The sequence below is a fragment of the Pseudomonas sp. PS01297 genome (assembly GCF_029959305.1).
In the GTDB taxonomy this organism is placed as follows: Bacteria; Pseudomonadota; Gammaproteobacteria; order Pseudomonadales; family Pseudomonadaceae; genus Aquipseudomonas; species Aquipseudomonas helleri.
Genome location: NZ_JASCPQ010000058.1, coordinates 16,084 through 34,772 on the forward strand (window position 1 = coordinate 16,084; position 18,689 = coordinate 34,772).

Sequence of the window (18,689 nt, forward strand, 5' to 3'; positions counted from 1 at the left end):
CCGTATCCCTTACTTATGGCAGTTCGAGTGGCGACTGCTGAGGGGTTTCGGCTTCAGCTTTTTGCTGGGCTTCCAGGGCTGCCGCTTCTGCACGGGCCTTTTCGTCGGCCAGTGTTTGCAGTTCGGCCAGACGTGCTGGCGTCAGTTGCTCAAGGCGCAGCAGGACTTGCTGAACCAGATCGCGGTCGAGTTCCTTGCGGACCATCGAAGCTTCCTGAGTGCTACCCGCGATGTTGCCACTGTCTTGCATGAAGAACTTGCGGGCTTCAACTTTGTTCTCGAGCAACACCAGGTTGTTGTCGCCTTTGATCTGGTAGTTCAAGACCTTGGTCAGTTCGTACTCAGCGGTCGAGCCGGTGCCGGTGTAGCTGGCAGCGCGCTGGTTTTCTTGCTCATTGTTCAATACGAGCTTGTACGGTGCCGCGTCGGTGATTTTAACGCCGCTGCCTTCCAGCGCCAGGCGCAGGTCGCGAACGGTTTGGCCGTAAGCATCACGGGCGCTGAGGCCCAGCTCGGTGATGGTCAGTTGGTTGGTGCCGGTACCGCGCAGCTGGAAGCCGCAGGCACTCAACAGAACAGCGAGACCCATCACCAGCAAGTTGCGTTTGATCATGTGTAGCTCCCCTTGAAACCAGGTAGGTCGGCATGGCGACCCGAAAGGTTTTAATGGGCGCCCGGCTCAACGGCCGGGCGCCTGTTCCAATTAGCTGGCGACGATGTTGACCAATTTACCCGGTACCACGATCACTTTGCGGATCGTCAGGCCTTCGGTAAAGCGCAGCACGTTTTCGTTGGTGCGGGCAGCCGCCTCAACCTCTTCACGGCTGGCAGCCGCAGGCATTTCGATGTGACCGCGCAGTTTGCCGTTCACCTGAATAACCAGTTGCAGGGTGTCTTGCACCAGTGCGCTTTCATCCAGAGTTGGCCAGGCGGCGTCAATGATTGCCGTGGCGTGACCCAACTGGCCCCACAGTACGTGACTGATGTGCGGTGTGATCGGCGCGAGAATCAAGGCAACTGTCTCAAGACCTTCCTGCAGCAGGGCGCGGTCCTGTTCGGTGGCTTGCGGTGCTTTTTCGAGCACGTTCATCACGGTCATTACCTGGGCAACGGCGGTGTTGAATTTGTGATGCTGGCCGACGTCCTGGCTGGCTTGCTTGATGGCCTGGTGAATGGCGCGGCGAATGACTTTTTGCTCGTCATTCAGGCCGGCAACGTCCAGCGCGCCCGGCAGGCCTTGGCCTACGTGAGCGTGGGCCAGGCGCCATACGCGCTTGAGGAAGCGGTGCGCACCTTCAACACCGGCATCCGACCATTCCAGGCTGGCGTCAGGTGGCGAAGCGAACATCATGAACAGACGGCAGGTGTCTGCGCCATATTGTTCGATCATCGACTGAGGGTCGACGCCGTTGTTCAACGACTTAGACATTTTTTGCGAGCCGCCGATTTCAACCGGCAGGCCGTCAGACTTTAGCGTGGCGCCGATGATCTTGGCCTTGGCGTCGCGCTCGACTTCTACGTCGTCCGGGTTGAAGTAGTCCTTGCCACCGTTGTCCAGGGTACGGAAATAGGTGTCAGCGATAACCATGCCCTGGGTCAGCAGGTTCTTGAACGGCTCGTTGGAGCTAACCAGACCTTCGTCGCGCATCAGTTTGTGGAAGAAGCGCGCGTACAGCAGGTGCAAGATCGCGTGTTCGATACCGCCAATGTACTGATCGACCGGCAACCAGTGGTCAGCCGCCTTGCGCTCAACCAGGCCACCGTCGAAGTGCGGCGAAGCGTAGCGTGCGTAGTACCACGACGACTCGACGAAGGTGTCCATCGTGTCGGTTTCGCGTTTGGCCGGTGCGCCACATTTAGGGCAACTGCACTCGTAGAACTCAGGCATGCGTGCCAATGGCGAACCGGCGCCATCGGGTACGACGTCTTCTGGCAATACGACTGGCAGTTGATCTTCCGGGACCGGCACGTCACCGCAGGTGTCGCAGTGTACGATCGGGATCGGGCAGCCCCAGTAGCGCTGGCGGCTGATGCCCCAGTCACGCAGACGGAACTGGGTGCGCGACTGGCCCAGGTGCTTGGCAGTCAGGGCAGCTTCGATGGCATCGAACGCGGCCTGGAAGTCCAGCCCGTCGAATTCGCCAGAGTTGATCAGCGGGCCGTGTTCGCCGTAAGCGGCCTGCCACGGTGCTGGCGACTCATCGCCTGCGCTGGTGCGGACAACGGCCTTGATCGGCAGGTTGTACTTGGTGGCGAATTCGAAATCACGCTCGTCGTGCGCCGGAACTGCCATTACAGCGCCATCGCCGTAATGCATCAATACGTAGTTGGCGACCCAAACCGGGAGCTTTTCACCGGTCAGTGGGTGTTCCACGAACAGCGAGGTGGGCAGGCCCTTTTTCTCTTGGGTCGCCACGTCGGCTTCGGCAACGCTGCCGCCTTTGCATTCAGCGATAAACGCTTGCAGCTCAGGGTTGTTTTGCGCCGCCAGGGTAGCCAGCGGGTGTTCTGCGGCTACGGCCACGTAAGTGGCGCCCATCAGGGTGTCTGGACGGGTGGTGAAGACTTTCAGTGCACCCGCTTCGCCGATGGAAGCCTGGTCGTAGGGGAACTGCACTTCCATGCCACGGGATTTGCCAATCCAGTTGCGCTGCATGGTTTTGACTTGCTCCGGCCAGCCGGGCATGTCGTCGAGGCTTTCAAGCAGCTCATCCGCGTAAGCGGTGATCTTGAAGTAGTACATCGGGATTTCGCGTTTTTCGATCAACGCGCCCGAACGCCAGCCGCGGCCGTCGATCACTTGTTCGTTGGCCAGAACGGTCTGGTCGACCGGGTCCCAGTTCACGGTGCCGTTTTTGCGGTAGATCACGCCTTTTTCGAACAGGCGCGTGAACAGCCACTGTTCCCAGCGGTAGTAATCAGGCTTGCAGGTGGTGATCTCGCGGGACCAGTCCACCGCCAGACCCAGGCTGCACAGCTGGGTTTTCATGTAAGCGATGTTGTCGTAGGTCCACTTGGCCGGGGCGACTTTGTTTTTCATCGCCGCGTTTTCAGCCGGCATGCCGAAAGCGTCCCAACCCATGGGTTGCAGAACGTTTTTGCCGAGCATGCGCTGGTAGCGCGAGATCACGTCACCGATGGTGTAGTTGCGCACGTGCCCCATGTGTAGCTTGCCGCTTGGGTACGGGAACATCGATAGGCAGTAGTAGGTTTCTTTGCCTAGATCTTCGCTGACTTCGAAGGACTTTTGGTTGTCCCAGAATGATTGGGCGGCGGCTTCTATTTCACGGGGTTGATATTGTTCGTGCATGGCTACTTGTACTAATGAAGGGTGGCCTAATCCTCTTCAACTCACGCGGACATTTTTGTTGCCCGGTCAGGTTGGAGCAGGGGTTACAGGAAGTCCCGTAGCATACATGACCCCACTCTATCGAGGGAAACCCTGATTGCCTCATCGTTCCGTTGGTCGCGGCGGCGCACTGGTTTTAGCAGCGCAGCTACGCTGTTGGTGGGGGGAAGAAACTTCCTTAATGAGGTGTACGGATGGTTGAGTCGCAATACAAGGCTATAAATTCGGAGGTGTTCGAGCGGCTGATTGATCGTTTGAGTGTGGCTCTTGATTCAGCAAAGACGGCAGTGCGACTGAGAAACGAACGTCCTGCCGAGTTGGAATTGCGTGGGTTGAGTCGTGCCGAGCTGGAGTTGATCAACGTTTATTTAAACCGGATCGGGCGTGAGGCTGATGAACGCCTGCAAGGCAGCAGTACTGAGCAAAAAGCCCCTCAGACAGCCAAGGTCATCTGGCTAAAAGACAGGGTTAAGGGTAAGTAGGCCGGCGCGACGATCCAGGTCGGGCCCACGTGAAGAGCGGCATTTCCTCAGGGTTGAGGTAACACGGGTTGTGATTGAGTTTTGGCCAGCCCTGTTGATGCCTCCCTTCAACCCCCTTAGGCTTCGGGCATCTATGGAGATGCTCGATGCCTTTTCGCTACTTTGTTAAACAACTTCTATTGCCTCCGGGCATCCTTCTATTGTTCCTGCTGGCGGCTTGGTGGCTGCGCCACTCGCGTCCGCGTCTGGCCGGTGCGCTGTTTGCCGTGGGCCTTGGCGGTTTGTGGCTGATGAGCCTGCCGGTGATGGTGGAGTGGAGCGCCCGCGCCATTGAGCGCGAGCCTGCGTTAGCCCCCAATGAGTGGTCGAGTTTGTCTGAACGGGCCGATACCATTGTGCTGCTGGGCTCCGGGCGTGAGCGCGGCGATCCGGCGTGGGGCAGCGATCAGCCCACCGGGATCGGCCTGGAACGCCAGCGCTATGCGGCGCAATTGGCTAAGGCTTCGGGGTTGCCGGTGCTGGTCACGGGCGGCTTGCACTACGGCACCCCGCCGAGCGAGGCGCAGATAATGGCCGACTCGTTGCGCGAAGATTCGGGGGTTGAGGTTCGCTGGAAAGAAGAACGCAGCCGCACCACGTGGGAAAACGCGCAAATGAGTGCAGAAATTCTGTTGCCGCAGGGCATCAAGCGCGTCGTGGTGGTTACCCAGGCATGGCACATGCCGCGGTCGGTGTGGAGTTTTGAAAAGGCAGGGTTTGAGGTCGTGCCGGCGCCGGTCGGCTTTTTAAGCGTCGACAACGCCAGGCCGCTGGGCGGCTGGATGCCGGAGTACAAGTCTGTCTGGCAGTCCGGGCTGTTGCTCAATGAAGCCGTCGGGCAGATTGCCTACCCGTTGTTTTACCGCTAAGTGCGCCTCGCGATCTTTTGATCTTTAAAAGATCGCGAGGCAAGCTCGCTCCTACAGGGGGTTGGCCTTTGGGTTTACACCGTCTTGGCGATGCGGCTGGTGACCAGCGCCCAGCCAATCAGCAGCGCACACAGGATTGCCAGTGGCCACGAGCGCCATTGCAGGTAAGGCGTCAGGTTGTGCATGGGTACCACGTCGCCATACAGGATCCCTTGCTCGAACTGCGGGATCTGCGTGGTGATCTGCCCAAACGGGTTGATCAGCGCGGTGACACCGTTGTTGGTCGCCCGGATCATCCAGCGGCCCGCTTCAAGGGCGCGCATCTGGGCCATCTGCAAATGTTGCAGGGGGCCGATCGAGGTGCCGAACCAGGTGTCGTTGCTGATGGTCAGCAAAATATCGCTCTGCGCGGCCAGCCCGGCGACAAAGTCCGGGTACACCACTTCGTAGCAAATCAGCGGGGCGATCTGGTAACCCTTGGCTTGCAGCATGGGTTGGTCGGCAGGCCCGCGGGCAAAGTCTGACATCGGCAGGTCAAAAAACGCGATCAGGCCGCGCAGTACGTCCTGCAACGGGACGTACTCGCCAAACGGTACGAGTTTTTGTTTCAGGTACACGCCATCGCCTTCACCCACGGCCGTGATGCCGTTGAAGAAGCGCGATTCGTGGCGCACTTCTTCGCGGATCGGCACGCCGGTGATCAGCGCGGAATTTCGGTCGGCAGCGAACCGGCTCATCATCGTCAAATAGCCTTCGGCGTTCTCTTTGAGCACCGGGATGGCCGTTTCAGGCCACACAATCAGGTCGACGCGCTTGGATCTGAAGGTCATGTCACGGTACTGCGCCAACTGCGCATTAAGCTCGGCCGGGTCCCATTTCATGCTTTGTGCGACGTTGCCCTGCATCGCCGCCACGCTCAGCGGGTCACCCGACGGGCTGGTCCAGGCGTGATGCTTGAGCGCAATGCCGATGCACCAAGGGCCGACCAGTAACACCACGGCGGCGCCGATAAAGGCTTTGCGCCTGGCTTTGATCAGGCGGGGCAGGTTGCACAGCAGCGCTGCCGTCAGCGCCAGAGTGAACGAAATCAGCCACATGCCGCCCAGCGGCGCAAGCCCGGCCAAGGGGCCGTCGAGCTGGCTGTAACCCGAGTAAAGCCACGGGAAGCCCGTGAGGAACCAGCCACGGAAAGCCTCTTGGGCCGTCCACAGCGCAGCAAAGGCCAGGGTGTCGGCCAGCGGCGCTTCATTGCGGCGGATCCAGCGTGCCCACAGCCAGGCGGGCAGGGCAAAGAACCAGGCAATGGCAGCGGTGAACAGCAGCATCAGGAAGCCGGCCAGTAGCACCGACGCACCACCGAAGTGGTGAATGCTGTAGTAGATCCAGCTGGTGCCCGCGCCAAACAGGCCAAAGCCGAAGCACCAGCCACGGCCCAGCGCCTGCTTGGGCGACAGGTCGCGCAAGCCCAGATAGAACAGGGCCAGGGCAACCAGTGCCAGCGGCCAGATATCGAAAGGTGCCAACGCCAGGGTTGTCAGTGCGCCGGCCACCACAGCCAGCAAGTTACCGGGCCAGCCGGGGGCGGTTATCCAGCGCATTTCAATCCTTAGCGTCAGGGTTTAGCGGGCAATGGGCGTTAAGCGAATCAAGTGAATTCGGCGGCTGTCGGCATTGAGGATGCGGAAGCGGTAAGGGCCGATTTCAGTGATTTCGTTGCGTTTTGGCAAGTGCCCGAACGCACTCATGACCAGGCCGCCAACGGTGTCGAACTCATCGTCGGAGAAGTCGCTGTCAAAGAACTCGTTGAAGTTCTCGATAGGCGTCAGGGCCTTGATCAGGAAGTCACCGCTGGGCAGCGGCTTGATGTAGCTGTCTTCTTCGACATCGTGTTCGTCTTCGATGTCGCCGACGATCTGTTCCAGAACGTCTTCAATCGTCACCAGACCGGCCACGCCGCCGTATTCGTCAATGACGATGGCCATGTGGTTGTGGTTGGCACGGAACTCACGCAACAACACGTTCAGGCGCTTGGACTCAGGGACAAACGTCGCTGGACGCAGCAGATCCTTGATGTTGAATTTGTCGCCGTTCTCTTGAAGGATCAGCGGCAGCAGGTCTTTGGCCAGCAGGACGCCGAGGACGTCATCGTGGCTTTCGCCGATCACGGGATAACGCGAGTGCGCTGCGTCAATGATCGCCGGGAGGAATTCGCGGGGTGTCTGGGTCGCCTTGATGCTGATCATCTGCGAACGCGGGACCATGATGTCCCGTACTTGCAGGTCAGCCACCTGGATGGCGCCTTCGACGATGGCCAGCGCTTCGCTGTCCAACAGTTTGTTCTGATGTGCTTCGCGCAGCAGCTCCAGCAGCTCCTGGCGGTTTTTCGGCTCATGGGCAAAGGCCTGGGTCAGCTTACCCAACCATGACTTTTGCCCGTTGCTCGATCGGTCTTCGCTCATAGCGATTTACTCGTATCCCTTGGTCGTTTCAGTGGGTTGTTAATCAGTTTCGTCGTCTGCATACGGATCCGGATGACCCAGTTCTGCAAGCAACGTTCGTTCCAGCGCTTCCATCTCTTCGGCTTCTTCGTCTTCTATATGGTCGTAACCCAGAAGATGCAAGCAGCCGTGAATCACCAAGTGAGCCCAGTGAGCGTCAAGTGCCTTGCCTTGTTCGGCGGCTTCACGCTCGACCACGGCCACACAGATGACCAGGTCACCCAGAAGCGGGATATCAAGGAATTCGTCCGGCACTTCTGCCGGAAAAGACAGCACGTTGGTCGCGTAGTCTTTGTGTCGCCAAGTGTGATTAAGCTCACGGCCTTCGGCTTCGTCCACCAGACGAATGGTCATTTCCGAGTCGGCGGTGCGCTGGCGCAGCGCCAGTTCGCACCATTGGCGGAACTGGGCTTCGCTGGGCGCAGCGGCTTCGGTGGCCAGTTGCAGGTCAAGCTCAAGCATCGTTGCGGTAGTCCTTGGCGGCGGGCAGGGCGGCCAGCTTGTCAGCGGCTTCCTGTTCGTAGCGCCCGTAGGCCTCAACGATGCGTTGTACCAGCGGGTGGCGCACAACGTCTTTGGACAAAAAGTGCGTAAAGCTGATGCCCGGTACGTCCTTGAGCACGTCAATCACGTGGGTCAGCCCCGACTTGGTGCCTTTCGGCAGGTCGATCTGGGTAATGTCGCCGGTGATCACGGCCGTGGAGCCGAAGCCGATACGGGTCAGGAACATCTTCATCTGTTCGACGGTGGTGTTCTGGCTTTCGTCGAGAATGATGAAGCTGTTATTCAGCGTGCGACCGCGCATGTAGGCCAGCGGTGCCACTTCAATGATCTGGCGCTCGATCAGCTTGGCCACGTATTCAAAGCCGAGCATCTCGTACAGGGCGTCATACAGCGGGCGCAGGTACGGGTCGATCTTTTGCGACAGGTCGCCCGGCAGGAAGCCGAGTTTTTCGCCAGCTTCAACCGCCGGGCGTACCAGCAGGATGCGGCGGATCTGCTCGCGCTCCAGGGCGTCAACTGCGCAGGCCACGGCCAGGTAGGTCTTGCCCGTACCGGCTGGGCCAATGCCGAAGTTGATGTCGTTGCCGAGGATTTCTTTGACGTAGCGCTGCTGGTTGGTGCCGCGCGGGCGGATCATGCCCTTTTTGGTGCGCAGCGACACGCTGGCCTCGGCCACAGGTGTATTGGCCAGATCATCGGTGGCAGCAGACTCTTGCAGGAACAGGTGCACCAGGTCCGGCGAAAGCTCAGTGGCTTTGGTTTCGCGGTACAGACGGCGCAGCAGGTGTTCTGCAGAAACGGTCAGTTTGGGGTCGCCGATCATTTCGAACTGGTTACCGCGATTGCGGATTTCGATGCCCAGACGTTGTTCGACCAAGCGCAAATGCTCGTCGAATTGTCCGCACAGATTGGCGAAGCGGCGAGCCTCAAAAGGCTCGAGGAGAAAACGATGTGGTTCGATGGGTGCGTTCAAGGTCGTTTTTAGCCGCCCTAAGGCAATTGAGATGAGTTGAAGGATAACGCTAGCAGGTCACGCGCGAAAGGACTTACTGACGCGACGTAAAACCTGTAGCCGCTGCCGTAGGCTGCGATCGCTCACGAAGTGGGCGCATGCTCTAAAAGCTTGAAGATCCTTCGGATCTTATCGCAGCCTTCGGCAGCGGCTACAGGTCCACGTTAGTTCAGCAGCGAACCCCGCAGGGAGTGCGGCTGGGCGGCATCGATGTGCACGTCGGCGAATTGTCCGATCAACTGCGGGTTGTCGCAGCGGAAGTTAACAATGCGGTTGTTTTCGGTGCGCCCTTGCAATTCGCCAGGGTCTTTTTTCGAGTAATCGGTCACCAGAATCCGCTGAGTGGAACCGACCATTTGCCGGCTGATCTCAAAACCTTGCTGGTTCAGGCGGTGTTGCAGCGCATTGAGGCGCTCTTTTTTGCGCTCTTCTGGCGTGTCGTCCACCAGGTCGGCCGCAGGCGTACCTGGGCGCTGGCTGTACACAAAGGAGTACGAGAAGTCGAAACCGACGTCCTCGATCAGCTTCATGGTTTGCTCGAAGTCTTTCTCGGTTTCACCGGGGAAGCCGACGATAAAGTCAGAGCTGATGCAAATGCCCGGCACCGCCGCACGCAGTTTGCGCAGCTTGGACTTGTACTCCAGCGCCGTGTGGTTGCGCTTCATGGCCGACAGAATGCGGTCCGAGCCCGATTGCACCGGCAAGTGCAGGTGTTTTACCAGCTCCGGCACCTCGGCATGCGCCTGGATCAGGCTGTCCGAGAACTCCAGCGGGTGCGAGGTGGTGTAGCGAATGCGCTCGATCCCGTCGATGGCCGCCACCACGCGAATCAGTTCGGCGAGGTCCGCCAGGCGACCGTCCTCGGTCAGGCCGCGATAGCCGTTGACGTTCTGGCCCAGCAAGGTCACTTCACGCACGCCGTTTTCGGCCAGGTGAAACACTTCGCTGAGCACGTCGTCGAACGGGCGGCTGACTTCTTCGCCACGGGTGTAAGGCACCACGCAGAACGTGCAGTACTTGCTGCAACCTTCCATGACCGACACATAGGCACTTGGGCCGTCGATGCGGGGTTCTGGCAGGTGGTCGAATTTTTCGATCTCGGGGAACGACACGTCAACCTGCGGCAACTTGGTGATGCGCGCAGCGTCGATCATCTCGGGCAGGCGGTGAAGGGTTTGCGGGCCGAAGACTACATCCACGTAAGGAGCGCGGTCGCGGATGGCGGCGCCTTCCTGGCTGGCAACGCAGCCGCCGACCGCAATGACCATCTCGGGGTTGGCCAGTTTCAGCTCGCGCCAGCGGCCCAATTGCGAGTACACGCGGTCTTGGGCGCGTTCACGGATCGAACAGGTATTGAGCAGGATGACATCAGCGTCTTCGGCGCGCGCTGTGACTTCCAGGGCCTGATGTTCACCCAGCAGATCGACCATGCGTGAGCTGTCGTACTCATTCATCTGGCAACCGTGGGTTTCGATGTAAAGCTTCTTGGCCATGGGTGTTCATCAAGTGGTTCAAAGAACCGCGCATTATAGGGGGCATGGTCGCGGGTTCCTAGCGTTGCGCGTCCGACGGCTATGCTATAGTTCGCGCCCTCTTTTATATCCTCAGATGTTTACCCGCCCACCATGACCAAACGTGAAGCTCCAATCTACAAGGTGATTTTCCTCAATCAGGGCCAGGTGTTCGAAATGTACGCCAAGCAGATCTATCAAAGTGATCTGTGGGGCTTTCTGGAAGTTGAGGAATTTGTCTTCGGGGAGCGCACGCAAATCGTCGTTGATCCGAGCGAAGAAAAGCTCAAAGCTCAATTTGAAGGCGTGGTACGCAGCTTTGTGCCGATGCACTCGATTGTGCGAATCGATGAAGTTGAACGTCTGGGGACGCCGAAAATCAGTGAAGCGAATGGCATGAGCAACGTGATGCCGTTTCCGTTTCCGATGCCGGACAAATAGTTCGGCACCTTGACCTTAAGGCAGCGGTGAAAACGGCGAGCGACCGTCGGCCGATTGCAGTTCAAGCAGGTACTTGCGGAAGATCTGCCCCAGGATCTGGGTAGCAGTCTCGAGCTGTTCGCGGGGCATTTTTTCGGCGACCAGGTCGGCGGTGTCGAGGGCATCTTCGGCGCCGTTGACCGCAGCCATTTTCAGCACGATGTAGGCCTGAATGTTATTGGCCGGTACGCCTTCACCCTTGAAAAACATGGTGCCCAGCTGAAACTGCGCCATGGCGTGGCCTTGCAGCGACGCTTGTTCGAAGTAGCTCAGGGCCTGATTGAGGTCTTGCGGGGCGTTTTTACCGTCGTAATAGAACTCACCCAGCTCGTATTGAGCTTCTGCATCCCCGGTTTTTGCCGCCTCAACGCAGGCTGCCAGAGCTTCTTTGAGGTCTTCTGGCTGCGTATTGAGGGTGCAACGACCCATCGCTGGAATCAACAGCGAGTTGCCACCTGCCTGAGCAAGCAACGGTTGAAGGAGCAACAGGCAGCCCAGTGCAAGGGCGCGGCCGGTGCGGTTCATGGGAATCGACGTACCTCTGAAAGGCGGGCATACCCGACCAAGGGATGAGTAGGCGCGCATTATGAAATAAGCGGAGGCCACCTTACAAAGTCTTTACTCGTTTTTCTGCTGCGTGACCGCCATATCGATTGATTTAAGACGATTTTGGACAGGTGGCATAAATGATTAGCCCCTCACGCGCATAAAAAGAACATAAACCCTGTAGGAGCGAGCTTGCCTCGCGATCTTTTGATCTTTAAAACATCGCGAGACAAGCTCGCTCCTACACAGGGTTCAGGTTATTTCAACGCAGCAAAAGCGCGCTCGGCAGCATCCAGGGTCAGTTGCAGTTCGGCGTCGCCGTGGGCAATCGAAGTGAAGCCGGCTTCAAACGCACTTGGCGCCAGGTACACGCCGCCGTCCAGCATCAGGTGGAAGAACCGCTTGAAGCGGTCTGCATCGCTGGCCATGACGTCGTCGAAGGTCACGATGTCATCGGCTTCGCTGAAGTACAGGCCAAACATGGCACCCGCCTGGGTGGTCACAAAAGGAATGCCGGCAGCGTCTGCGCGTTCTTGCAGGCCTGCGAGCAGGCGCGTGGTGTAGTCGGTCAGCTCGTCATGGAAGCCCGGGCGGCTGATCAGGCGCAGGGTGGTCAGGCCAGCGGCCATCGCCAACGGGTTGCCGGACAGCGTGCCCGCCTGATACACCGGGCCCAGCGGGGCGATGTGCTGCATGATCTCGCGTTTGCCGCCGAAGCAGCCCACCGGCATGCCGCCGCCAATGATTTTGCCGAAGGTGCTCAGGTCGGGAGTGACGCCGTAGTGGGCTTGGGCGCCGCCCAGGGCTACGCGGAAACCGGTCATCACTTCGTCAAAGATCAGCACGATGCCGTGCTGGTCGCACAGGCTGCGCAGGCCTTGCAGGAAGCCCGGCGCTGGCGGAACGCAGTTCATGTTGCCCGCCACCGGCTCAACAATGATGCACGCCACGGTGTCGCCCACGTCTGCCAGCAACTGCGCAACGGCGTCGATGTCGTTGAAGGTGGTGGTCAGGGTGTGTTTGGCGAAGTCCGCCGGCACGCCGCCCGAGCTTGGAACGCCTTGGGTCAGCGCCCCGGAGCCGGCTTTTACCAGCAGGCTGTCGGAGTGACCGTGGTAGCAGCCTTCAAACTTGAGGATGTTGTCACGTCCGGTGAAGCCCCGCGCCAGACGGATGGCGCTCATGGTGGCTTCTGTGCCGGAACTGACCATGCGGACCATTTCCATGGACGGCACAATCGAGCACACCAGATCGGCCATCTCGGTTTCCATGGCGGTCGGGGCGCCGTAGGACAAGCCGTGTTGCAGTTGCGCACGCACCGCGTCCAGCACGTCCGGGTGGCTGTGGCCCAAAATCATCGGGCCCCACGAACCCACGTAGTCGACATAACGCTTGTCGTCTTCGTCAGTGACGTAGGCACCTTCGGCATGTTTGAAGAACAAAGGCGTGCCGCCCACGCTCTTGAACGCACGAACAGGCGAGTTCACGCCGCCGGGGATGTGTTTTTGGGCGTTGGCAAACAGCGTTTCGGAACGAGACATGATGGGCTCTCTCTGAATCAGAATTCGGTATTTAAATAGACAGCAAGGCGTTGAACGCGCGGGCGCGTCGGGTCACTTCCTGCGTGCTGTCGGCGCCAAACAGGCCGTGCACCACGGCCAGCAAATCAGCCCCGCGCTCGACCAGCGGGGCGGCGTTGTCCAGGGTAATGCCGCCGATCACACAGATCGGCACGTTTATAAGCTTGGCGCGCGCCTCGTTGATCACCTCGGGGGACGCCGGGGCAGCGCCGGGCTTGGTGCTGGAGGTGAAAAAGCGCCCAAAGGCCACATAGGTGGCGCCTTCCTTCACTGCCTGCTCGGCCAGATCGATTTGATCGTGACACGTTGAGCCAATAATGGCCTTTGACCCGAGCAGTGCCCGTGCCGGTGTCAGCGGGCCGTCGGTCTGGCCCAGGTGAACACCCACGCCCAAGCGCGCGGCCAGTTCGGCGTCATCGTTGATCAGCAAGTGCGCCTTGTAACGATCGCACAAGTGCATCAGCGCCTCGGCCTCGCGCAAGCGGCGGGCCTCATCGGTGCTTTTGTCGCGGTACTGCAACAGTGTCAGGCCGCCATCCAGCGCCGCCTCGACATACTCAAGGCATTTGCCGGCCAGCAGTTGGCTATCGGTGATTGCGTAAAGACCACGCAGCTTCATGGGTCGAGCCTCATTCGTTACGAACAGAAGTCCAGCGGTAAACGCCGGGGCACAAATTGGCCCTGGCCCAGTTGCTCGGCATCACGCAGGGTGCGCCACGTGTAGTTGAGCGCCGTCTCGACCGCGCTGACCAGGTTTTCGCCAATGGCCAAACGCCCGGCCAGAGTGCTGGCCAAGGTGCAGCCCGAGCCGTGATAGCTGCCCGGCAGACGATAGCAGGTGAAGGTGTGACGGCTGCCGTCGCGGCTGTACAGGCGGTTATGGACTTCGTGTTCATCGCCGTGTCCGCCGGTGATGAGCAGGTGTTTGCAGAAAGGCAGGAGTTTTTCGGCGCATTCATCGGCGCTGCCCTCAGGCAGTTCGGCCAGAATGCGGGCTTCAGGCAGGTTGGGCGTGGCGATCACGGCCAGGGGCAGCAAGCGCTCGCGCATGGCGTAGCCCACTTCGTCTTTACCCAGTCGCCCGCCGCCGCCCGCGCGCAGTACCGGGTCGCAGACCATCGGCAGATGCGGGTGGGCTTGAAGCAGCTCGACCACGGTGTCGACCATTTCCAGTGAGCCGAGCATGCCCAGCTTGACGGCCGCAACCGTGGAGTCGCTGAGCACGGCGTTGGCTTGCGCCAGCACCCACTCTCGATCCAGCACGCGGAAGTCGCTGACATTCACGGTGTTCTGCACAGTCAAGGCGGTGACCACGGGGGCCGCGTGACAACCTTGAGCCAGCAGGGCTTCGATATCTGCCTGCAAGCCGGCACCCCCACTGGGGTCATGGCCGGAGAGACAGAGGACAACGGGGCGAGAGCTGTAGATATTCATGGTGCGCGAGCTTACCACCAAACGCTTTTTTGCGGCTGTTTGGTCCGCTGATTTGTATGATGGCCATGCGGCTCCATCGGGATGGCTATGCTAAAGTGAGCCCCACATTACTAACAGGTAAGACGGTCGACGCGGTCTCAAACGGAACAGGAGATTCTGCACGTAACCGGGCGGACCACGCTGGGGCTGTATGCGCTATTTGCTGATTATGATGCTGGGCTGGCTTCCGATGCTGGCCGGCGCAGTCGAGTTCGACGACACCACGCAGAGCCTGCCCTTGGGCCGAGTGATGCAGGTCTTCGAAGATGTGGGGAGCCAAGCGACGTTGAGCGATGTGATCGCCAATCCGGGTCTGTTCAAACTTCACACCAAAGACACGCTGAATGCGGGTTATTCGCGTTCGGCCTTCTGGCTAAAAATTGATCTGCGCTATCTGCCCAAAGACCCAGCAGCACACCGCACCTGGTTGATGGAGCTGGCGTATCCGCCGCTGGACAACATCGACCTGTACCTGGCCGATGCGGCGGGCAACTACTATCTGGCTGAGCGCACCGGCGATGCCTTGCCCTTCGGCAATCGGCAAATCAAAGAAAACAACTACCTCTTCGAACTCAATTTCAGCCCTGGGCAAAGCCAGACCGTCTACCTGCGCCTGGCCAGCGAAGGCTCTATTCAAGCGCCGCTCACCTTGTGGTCCGCACAGGCCTACCTCGAAGAACAGCCCCAGCGCATTTATGTGCTGGGCCTGATTTACGGGGTTCTGCTGGGGATGCTGGTGTACAACCTGTTCATCTACATCAGCGTGCGTGACACCAGCTACCTGTATTACATCGTCTATATGGCCTCGTTCGGCCTGTACCAGCTCGCGGTCAACGGTGCGGCGGTGCAGTATTTCTGGCCCAATAACCCGTGGTGGGCCAACGCGTCGGTGCCGTTTTTGATCGGCTCGGCTGCGCTCTTTGGCTGCCAATTTGCGCGCTCCTTTTTGCAGATCGGCTCGCAAAGCCGCTGGCTGGACCGTGCGCTGATCCTGCTGATGGGCGTGGGTGCGCTGGTCATGCTGCTGTCGCTGATCACCAGTTATGCCGTGGCCCTGCGGCTGGCCACGGCGCTGGCGCTGGCGTTTATCGTGGTCATCTTTGTTGCGGGCGTGGTGGCCTGGGCCCGTGGTTTGCGGGTGGCGCGCTATTTTGTAATTGCCTGGTCGGCCTTTTTGCTCGGAGGTCTGGTCAACACGCTGATGGTTCTGGGCTATTTGCCGAACGTCTTCCTGACCATGTACGCCAGCCAGATCGGCTCGGCGGTCGAAGGCTGCCTGCTGTCGCTGGCGCTGGCCGACCGGATCAACGCCATGCGTGATCTGCATGCGCGCACCTTGCAAGAAACCGGGCAAAAACTGGCAGCGATGAACCAGCAACTGGCCCGCACCAACCAACTCAAAGACGAGTTCCTGTCCACGGTCACCCACGAACTGCGCACGCCCATGAACGGGGTAATCGGTTCGTTGGAACTGATCAAAACCCTGGACATGGGCTCTGAACTCGAGTTCTACACCCAGACCGCCGAAGGCTCGGCGCGGCAAATGATGGGCATGGTCAATGGCATTTTGTCCCTGACCGAATTGCAGGCCGGTCGTCTCACGGCCGAGTTGCAGCCCTTTAGCCTTGGCGAACTGCTCAAAGGCTTGAGTGCTGAATTCGCCCCAAAGGCCCGCAGTAAAGGGCTGACTTTTTCGTATGACATTGCCCACGGTTTGCCTGATCACTGGGTTGGGGACGAAGCGAAAATTCGCCAGTGCCTCGAATGCTTGCTGGATAACGCCATCAAGTTCACCTGCGAAGGCGGGGTAATTTTACGCGTGACCGGCAAAGCTATCGACGAGGCGCGCTGGTCGTTGGCTTTTAATGTGATCGACAGCGGCATCGGCTTTGTTCATCAGGAACGGGCCGAGCTGTACCAGCACTTCTTCCAGGTCGATGGTTCCATGACTCGCAACTACGGCGGCCTGGGGATTGGTTTGGCTATCTGCCGGCGCTTGGTAGAGCTGATGGGCGGCCAGTTGACTCACCATTCGCTGCCGCGTCAGGGCTCGCAGTTCCAGGTCTCGCTGGAGCTTGAGGCTTTGGCCCCGGCTACCCAGAGCACGATCCTGAGCCTGAAAAAAAGCCCGATGGAGTGCGCCGTGTTGCTGGTTGAAGACCACGACGTCGGTGCTCCGGACCTGTACGGCATGCTGCTCGCATTGGGCTATCGCGTGCATTGCGCCGACAGCGGGCAGGCAGCCATCGACCTGCTGCGCCGTGAGCGCGTCGATGCAGTGCTGCTCGGTTGCCCGCTGGCGCGGATAACCGCCACTTCAAAAGACGCTCAACTGCTGACCCTGGCGGTGTGTTTGCAACTGCCAGTGCTGGCGGTGTTTGAGTCTGCCGCCGAGGCCCAAGCGGCGCGTGGGCAGGTCGACGCGATCACCGATGCCTTGATCAAACCGCTGGGTATCGATGACGTGCAGCACGCCCTTGCGCAGCGCCTGTTGGTGGTCGGTGAGGGCAAAAGCGCCGGGTCTTAGGCGCATATGCCACTTGTGATGGTGGCTGTGCGTGCTTCACTGGGTCATTGGATTGATCCGAGGAGCCCGCACCATGAACCTGCATCAATACGCCGAAACCCACCAAGTGACCAATCAGCCGCCGTCGTTGGACGGCGTCAATCTGTACCGTATCGACCTGCCGTTGCAGCACTGGAGCCAGCACTTCGGTGCGGGTTGGGCGCAAGGGCGGATTGACCAATACGGGGCGCTGGCCGGTGGGCCGTTGATGGCAGCGGGCTTTTTGGCCAATGAAAACAAACCGGTGTTTGTCAGCCATGACCGCTTTGGCCATCGGATCGATCTGGTGGAGTTTCACCCCGCGTACCACGAACTGATGCGTACCGCGATTGAGCACGGCCTGCCGTCCTTACCCTGGACCGACCCGCAGCCCGGCGCTCATGTGGCCCGGGCCTCCATGACCTACCTGCACAGCCAGGCCGAAGCCGGCAGCGGTTGCCCGCTGACCATGACCTTCGCCAGCGTCCCGGCCTTGCGCCTGCAACCGGACATTGCCCACGTATGGCTGCCCAAAGTGCTGGCCCCGGAATACGACCCGCGTAACGTCGACATCAGCCAAAAAGCCGGGGTCACCCTGGGCATGGCAATGACCGAAAAACAGGGCGGCACCGATGTGCGCGCCAACACCACCCGCGCCTACCCGGTGGGCGCTGCCGGGCCGGGGCAGGCGTATGAACTGCTTGGGCACAAATGGTTTTGTTCAGCGCCCATGTGCGATGGTTTTTTGACCTTGGCGCAAACCGATAAAGGCCTGAGCTGTTTCCTGTTGCCGCGCCACCGCCCGGATGGCAGCCGCAATGAGTTCTACATCCAGCGCCTGAAAAACAAACTGGGCAACAGCTCAAACGCCTCCAGCGAAGTCGAGTTTCGCGGGGCGCTGGCGTGGATGATCGGCGAAGAAGGGCGCGGCGTGCCGACGATCATCGAAATGGTCGCCATGACCCGCTTCGATTGCATGGTGGGCTCCAGCGCGCTGATGAGGCAGGCGCTGACCCAGGCCAGCCATCACTGTGCGCACCGCCTGGTGGGCGGCCGGGTGTTGGCTGAACAACCCTTGATGGAAAACGTGCTGGCTGACCTGGCGCTGGAAAGCGAAGCCGCGCTGGCCTTGAGCCTGCGCATGGGCCGCGCGCTGGACCATCTGGATGACTCCCACGAGGCCCGTTTCTCCCGGTTGGTGACGGCAGTGGGCAAGTACTGGATCTGCAAGCGCGCCCCGGCCATGATCAACGAAGCGGCGGAATGCATGGGCGGCGCGGGGTATGTTGAAGACAGCATCCTGCCGCGCCTGTACCGCGAGGCGCCGGTCAACTCAACGTGGGAAGGCTCCGGCAATGTGCAATGCCTCGACGTTTTGCGTGCCTTGTCCAAAGAACCGGGCGTGCTGGACGCGTTGTTTTCCGAGCTGGGTGATGGCCATGGCGATGCACGTTTGGCGCAGCACATTGTGCGGTTGCAGCAGGCCTTTAAAGACACCGATGACATTCAATACCGCGCCCGCCAACTGACCGAAGACATCGCCTTGGGCCTACAGGCCAAACTGCTTTTGGAAGCCGGTAACAGCGACGTCAGCGACGCCTTTATTGCCAGTCGGCTACACGGCAGTGGCCGCGCCTACGGCAACCTTCCACGCGGCCTGAACGTCGCCGCCATCGTCGCGCGCTCAACCCCGCACATCCTTTAACCCTCACCCACCCATGCACTGTGGGAGCGGGCTTGCTCGCGATAAAGACAACTCGGTCTGTCTGTGGCACCGAGTCAATCCAATCGCGAGCAAGCC

16 protein-coding genes are annotated in these 18,689 nt (G+C 59.9%); 5 read left to right on the forward strand and 11 right to left on the reverse strand.

Annotated elements, in window-relative coordinates; genetic code table 11:
- Positions 1 to 13: 13 nt before the first annotated feature.
- Entirely contained in the window at positions 14 to 613 is a 600-nt protein-coding gene (gene lptE / locus QMX84_RS17240) for an LPS assembly lipoprotein LptE (RefSeq protein ID WP_048367630.1), read from the reverse strand.
- 90 nt (positions 614 to 703) lie between these two features.
- The gene (gene leuS / locus QMX84_RS17245) at positions 704 to 3,310 is read right to left on the reverse strand and encodes a leucine--tRNA ligase (protein WP_048389689.1); all 2,607 of its coding nucleotides are present in this window, start codon (positions 3,308 to 3,310) and stop codon (positions 704 to 706) included.
- A gap of 233 nt (positions 3,311 to 3,543) precedes the next feature.
- On the opposite strand from leuS, the gene QMX84_RS17250 reads away from it, so the two are divergent.
- Together QMX84_RS17250 and QMX84_RS17255 are read left to right on the forward strand one after the other, a co-directional pair.
- Positions 3,544 to 3,831, forward strand: coding sequence for a hypothetical protein (locus QMX84_RS17250; RefSeq protein ID WP_048367627.1), 288 nt, complete (start codon positions 3,544 to 3,546; stop codon positions 3,829 to 3,831).
- A gap of 146 nt (positions 3,832 to 3,977) precedes the next feature.
- A complete protein-coding gene (locus QMX84_RS17255) occupies positions 3,978 to 4,739 on the forward strand; it encodes a YdcF family protein (RefSeq protein WP_282364376.1) in 762 nt (253 codons plus the stop codon).
- A 74-nt stretch (positions 4,740 to 4,813) separates the two neighbouring features.
- On the opposite strand, the gene lnt is transcribed toward QMX84_RS17255, so the two are convergent.
- The 5 genes from lnt to miaB all read right to left on the reverse strand — a co-directional run bounded on the left by lnt (position 4,814) and on the right by miaB (position 10,246).
- Entirely contained in the window at positions 4,814 to 6,337 is a 1,524-nt protein-coding gene (gene lnt, locus QMX84_RS17260) for an apolipoprotein N-acyltransferase (RefSeq protein WP_282364377.1), read from the reverse strand.
- 21 nt (positions 6,338 to 6,358) lie between these two features.
- A complete protein-coding gene (locus QMX84_RS17265) occupies positions 6,359 to 7,198 on the reverse strand; it encodes an HlyC/CorC family transporter (protein WP_048367621.1) in 840 nt (279 codons plus the stop codon).
- A 39-nt stretch (positions 7,199 to 7,237) separates the two neighbouring features.
- A complete protein-coding gene (gene ybeY, locus QMX84_RS17270) occupies positions 7,238 to 7,699 on the reverse strand; it encodes an rRNA maturation RNase YbeY (RefSeq protein ID WP_048367619.1) in 462 nt (153 codons plus the stop codon).
- Entirely contained in the window at positions 7,692 to 8,714 is a 1,023-nt protein-coding gene (locus QMX84_RS17275) for a PhoH family protein (RefSeq protein ID WP_048367617.1), read from the reverse strand. The genes ybeY and QMX84_RS17275 overlap by 8 nt, the downstream gene beginning before the upstream one ends.
- Positions 8,715 to 8,917: 203 nt before the next feature.
- A complete protein-coding gene (gene miaB / locus QMX84_RS17280; RefSeq protein ID WP_262124195.1) occupies positions 8,918 to 10,246 on the reverse strand; it encodes a tRNA (N6-isopentenyl adenosine(37)-C2)-methylthiotransferase MiaB in 1,329 nt (442 codons plus the stop codon).
- Between the two features lie 132 nt (positions 10,247 to 10,378).
- Here miaB and QMX84_RS17285 point away from each other — a divergent pair, with 132 nt between their 5' ends.
- Positions 10,379 to 10,705 (forward strand): DUF1820 family protein, encoded by a 327-nt coding sequence (locus QMX84_RS17285; protein ID WP_048367613.1) that lies wholly within the window; start codon positions 10,379 to 10,381, stop codon positions 10,703 to 10,705.
- 15 nt (positions 10,706 to 10,720) lie between these two features.
- On the opposite strand, the gene QMX84_RS17290 is transcribed toward QMX84_RS17285, so the two are convergent.
- From QMX84_RS17290 to QMX84_RS17305, 4 genes are all read right to left on the reverse strand, one after another.
- A complete protein-coding gene (locus tag QMX84_RS17290) occupies positions 10,721 to 11,269 on the reverse strand; it encodes a tetratricopeptide repeat protein (protein WP_282364378.1) in 549 nt (182 codons plus the stop codon).
- A 278-nt stretch (positions 11,270 to 11,547) separates the two neighbouring features.
- Entirely contained in the window at positions 11,548 to 12,831 is a 1,284-nt protein-coding gene (gene hemL, locus QMX84_RS17295; protein ID WP_282364379.1) for a glutamate-1-semialdehyde 2,1-aminomutase, read from the reverse strand.
- Between the two features lie 31 nt (positions 12,832 to 12,862).
- Positions 12,863 to 13,489: a thiamine phosphate synthase gene (gene thiE, locus QMX84_RS17300; protein WP_262124196.1), complete on the reverse strand. Its 627-nt coding sequence runs from the start codon at positions 13,487 to 13,489 to the stop codon at positions 12,863 to 12,865.
- 17 nt (positions 13,490 to 13,506) lie between these two features.
- The gene (locus QMX84_RS17305) at positions 13,507 to 14,304 is read right to left on the reverse strand and encodes a hydroxymethylpyrimidine/phosphomethylpyrimidine kinase (RefSeq protein WP_026014362.1); all 798 of its coding nucleotides are present in this window, start codon (positions 14,302 to 14,304) and stop codon (positions 13,507 to 13,509) included.
- A 190-nt stretch (positions 14,305 to 14,494) separates the two neighbouring features.
- On the opposite strand from QMX84_RS17305, the gene QMX84_RS17310 reads away from it, so the two are divergent.
- Complete coding sequence (locus tag QMX84_RS17310; RefSeq protein WP_282364380.1) at positions 14,495 to 16,870, forward strand: hybrid sensor histidine kinase/response regulator; 2,376 nt, start codon at positions 14,495 to 14,497, stop codon at positions 16,868 to 16,870.
- Between the two features lie 73 nt (positions 16,871 to 16,943).
- A complete protein-coding gene (locus QMX84_RS17315; RefSeq protein WP_282364381.1) occupies positions 16,944 to 18,593 on the forward strand; it encodes an acyl-CoA dehydrogenase family protein in 1,650 nt (549 codons plus the stop codon).
- The last annotated feature ends 96 nt before the right edge of the window (positions 18,594 to 18,689 follow it).

Coding starts and splice junctions, on each gene's coding strand:
- lptE (WP_048367630.1), bottom strand. CDS start 613: ATGATCAAACGCAACTTGCTGGTGATGGGTCTCGCTGTTCTGTTGAGT.
- leuS (WP_048389689.1), bottom strand. CDS start 3,310: ATGCACGAACAATATCAACCCCGTGAAATAGAAGCCGCCGCCCAATCA.
- QMX84_RS17250 (WP_048367627.1), top strand. CDS start 3,544: ATGGTTGAGTCGCAATACAAGGCTATAAATTCGGAGGTGTTCGAGCGG.
- QMX84_RS17255 (WP_282364376.1), top strand. CDS start 3,978: ATGCCTTTTCGCTACTTTGTTAAACAACTTCTATTGCCTCCGGGCATC.
- lnt (WP_282364377.1), bottom strand. CDS start 6,337: ATGCGCTGGATAACCGCCCCCGGCTGGCCCGGTAACTTGCTGGCTGTG.
- QMX84_RS17265 (WP_048367621.1), bottom strand. CDS start 7,198: ATGAGCGAAGACCGATCGAGCAACGGGCAAAAGTCATGGTTGGGTAAG.
- ybeY (WP_048367619.1), bottom strand. CDS start 7,699: ATGCTTGAGCTTGACCTGCAACTGGCCACCGAAGCCGCTGCGCCCAGC.
- miaB (WP_262124195.1), bottom strand. CDS start 10,246: ATGGCCAAGAAGCTTTACATCGAAACCCACGGTTGCCAGATGAATGAG.
- QMX84_RS17285 (WP_048367613.1), top strand. CDS start 10,379: ATGACCAAACGTGAAGCTCCAATCTACAAGGTGATTTTCCTCAATCAG.
- QMX84_RS17290 (WP_282364378.1), bottom strand. CDS start 11,269: ATGAACCGCACCGGCCGCGCCCTTGCACTGGGCTGCCTGTTGCTCCTT.
- hemL (WP_282364379.1), bottom strand. CDS start 12,831: ATGTCTCGTTCCGAAACGCTGTTTGCCAACGCCCAAAAACACATCCCC.
- thiE (WP_262124196.1), bottom strand. CDS start 13,489: ATGAAGCTGCGTGGTCTTTACGCAATCACCGATAGCCAACTGCTGGCC.
- QMX84_RS17305 (WP_026014362.1), bottom strand. CDS start 14,304: ATGAATATCTACAGCTCTCGCCCCGTTGTCCTCTGTCTCTCCGGCCAT.
- QMX84_RS17310 (WP_282364380.1), top strand. CDS start 14,495: ATGCGCTATTTGCTGATTATGATGCTGGGCTGGCTTCCGATGCTGGCC.
- QMX84_RS17315 (WP_282364381.1), top strand. CDS start 16,944: ATGAACCTGCATCAATACGCCGAAACCCACCAAGTGACCAATCAGCCG.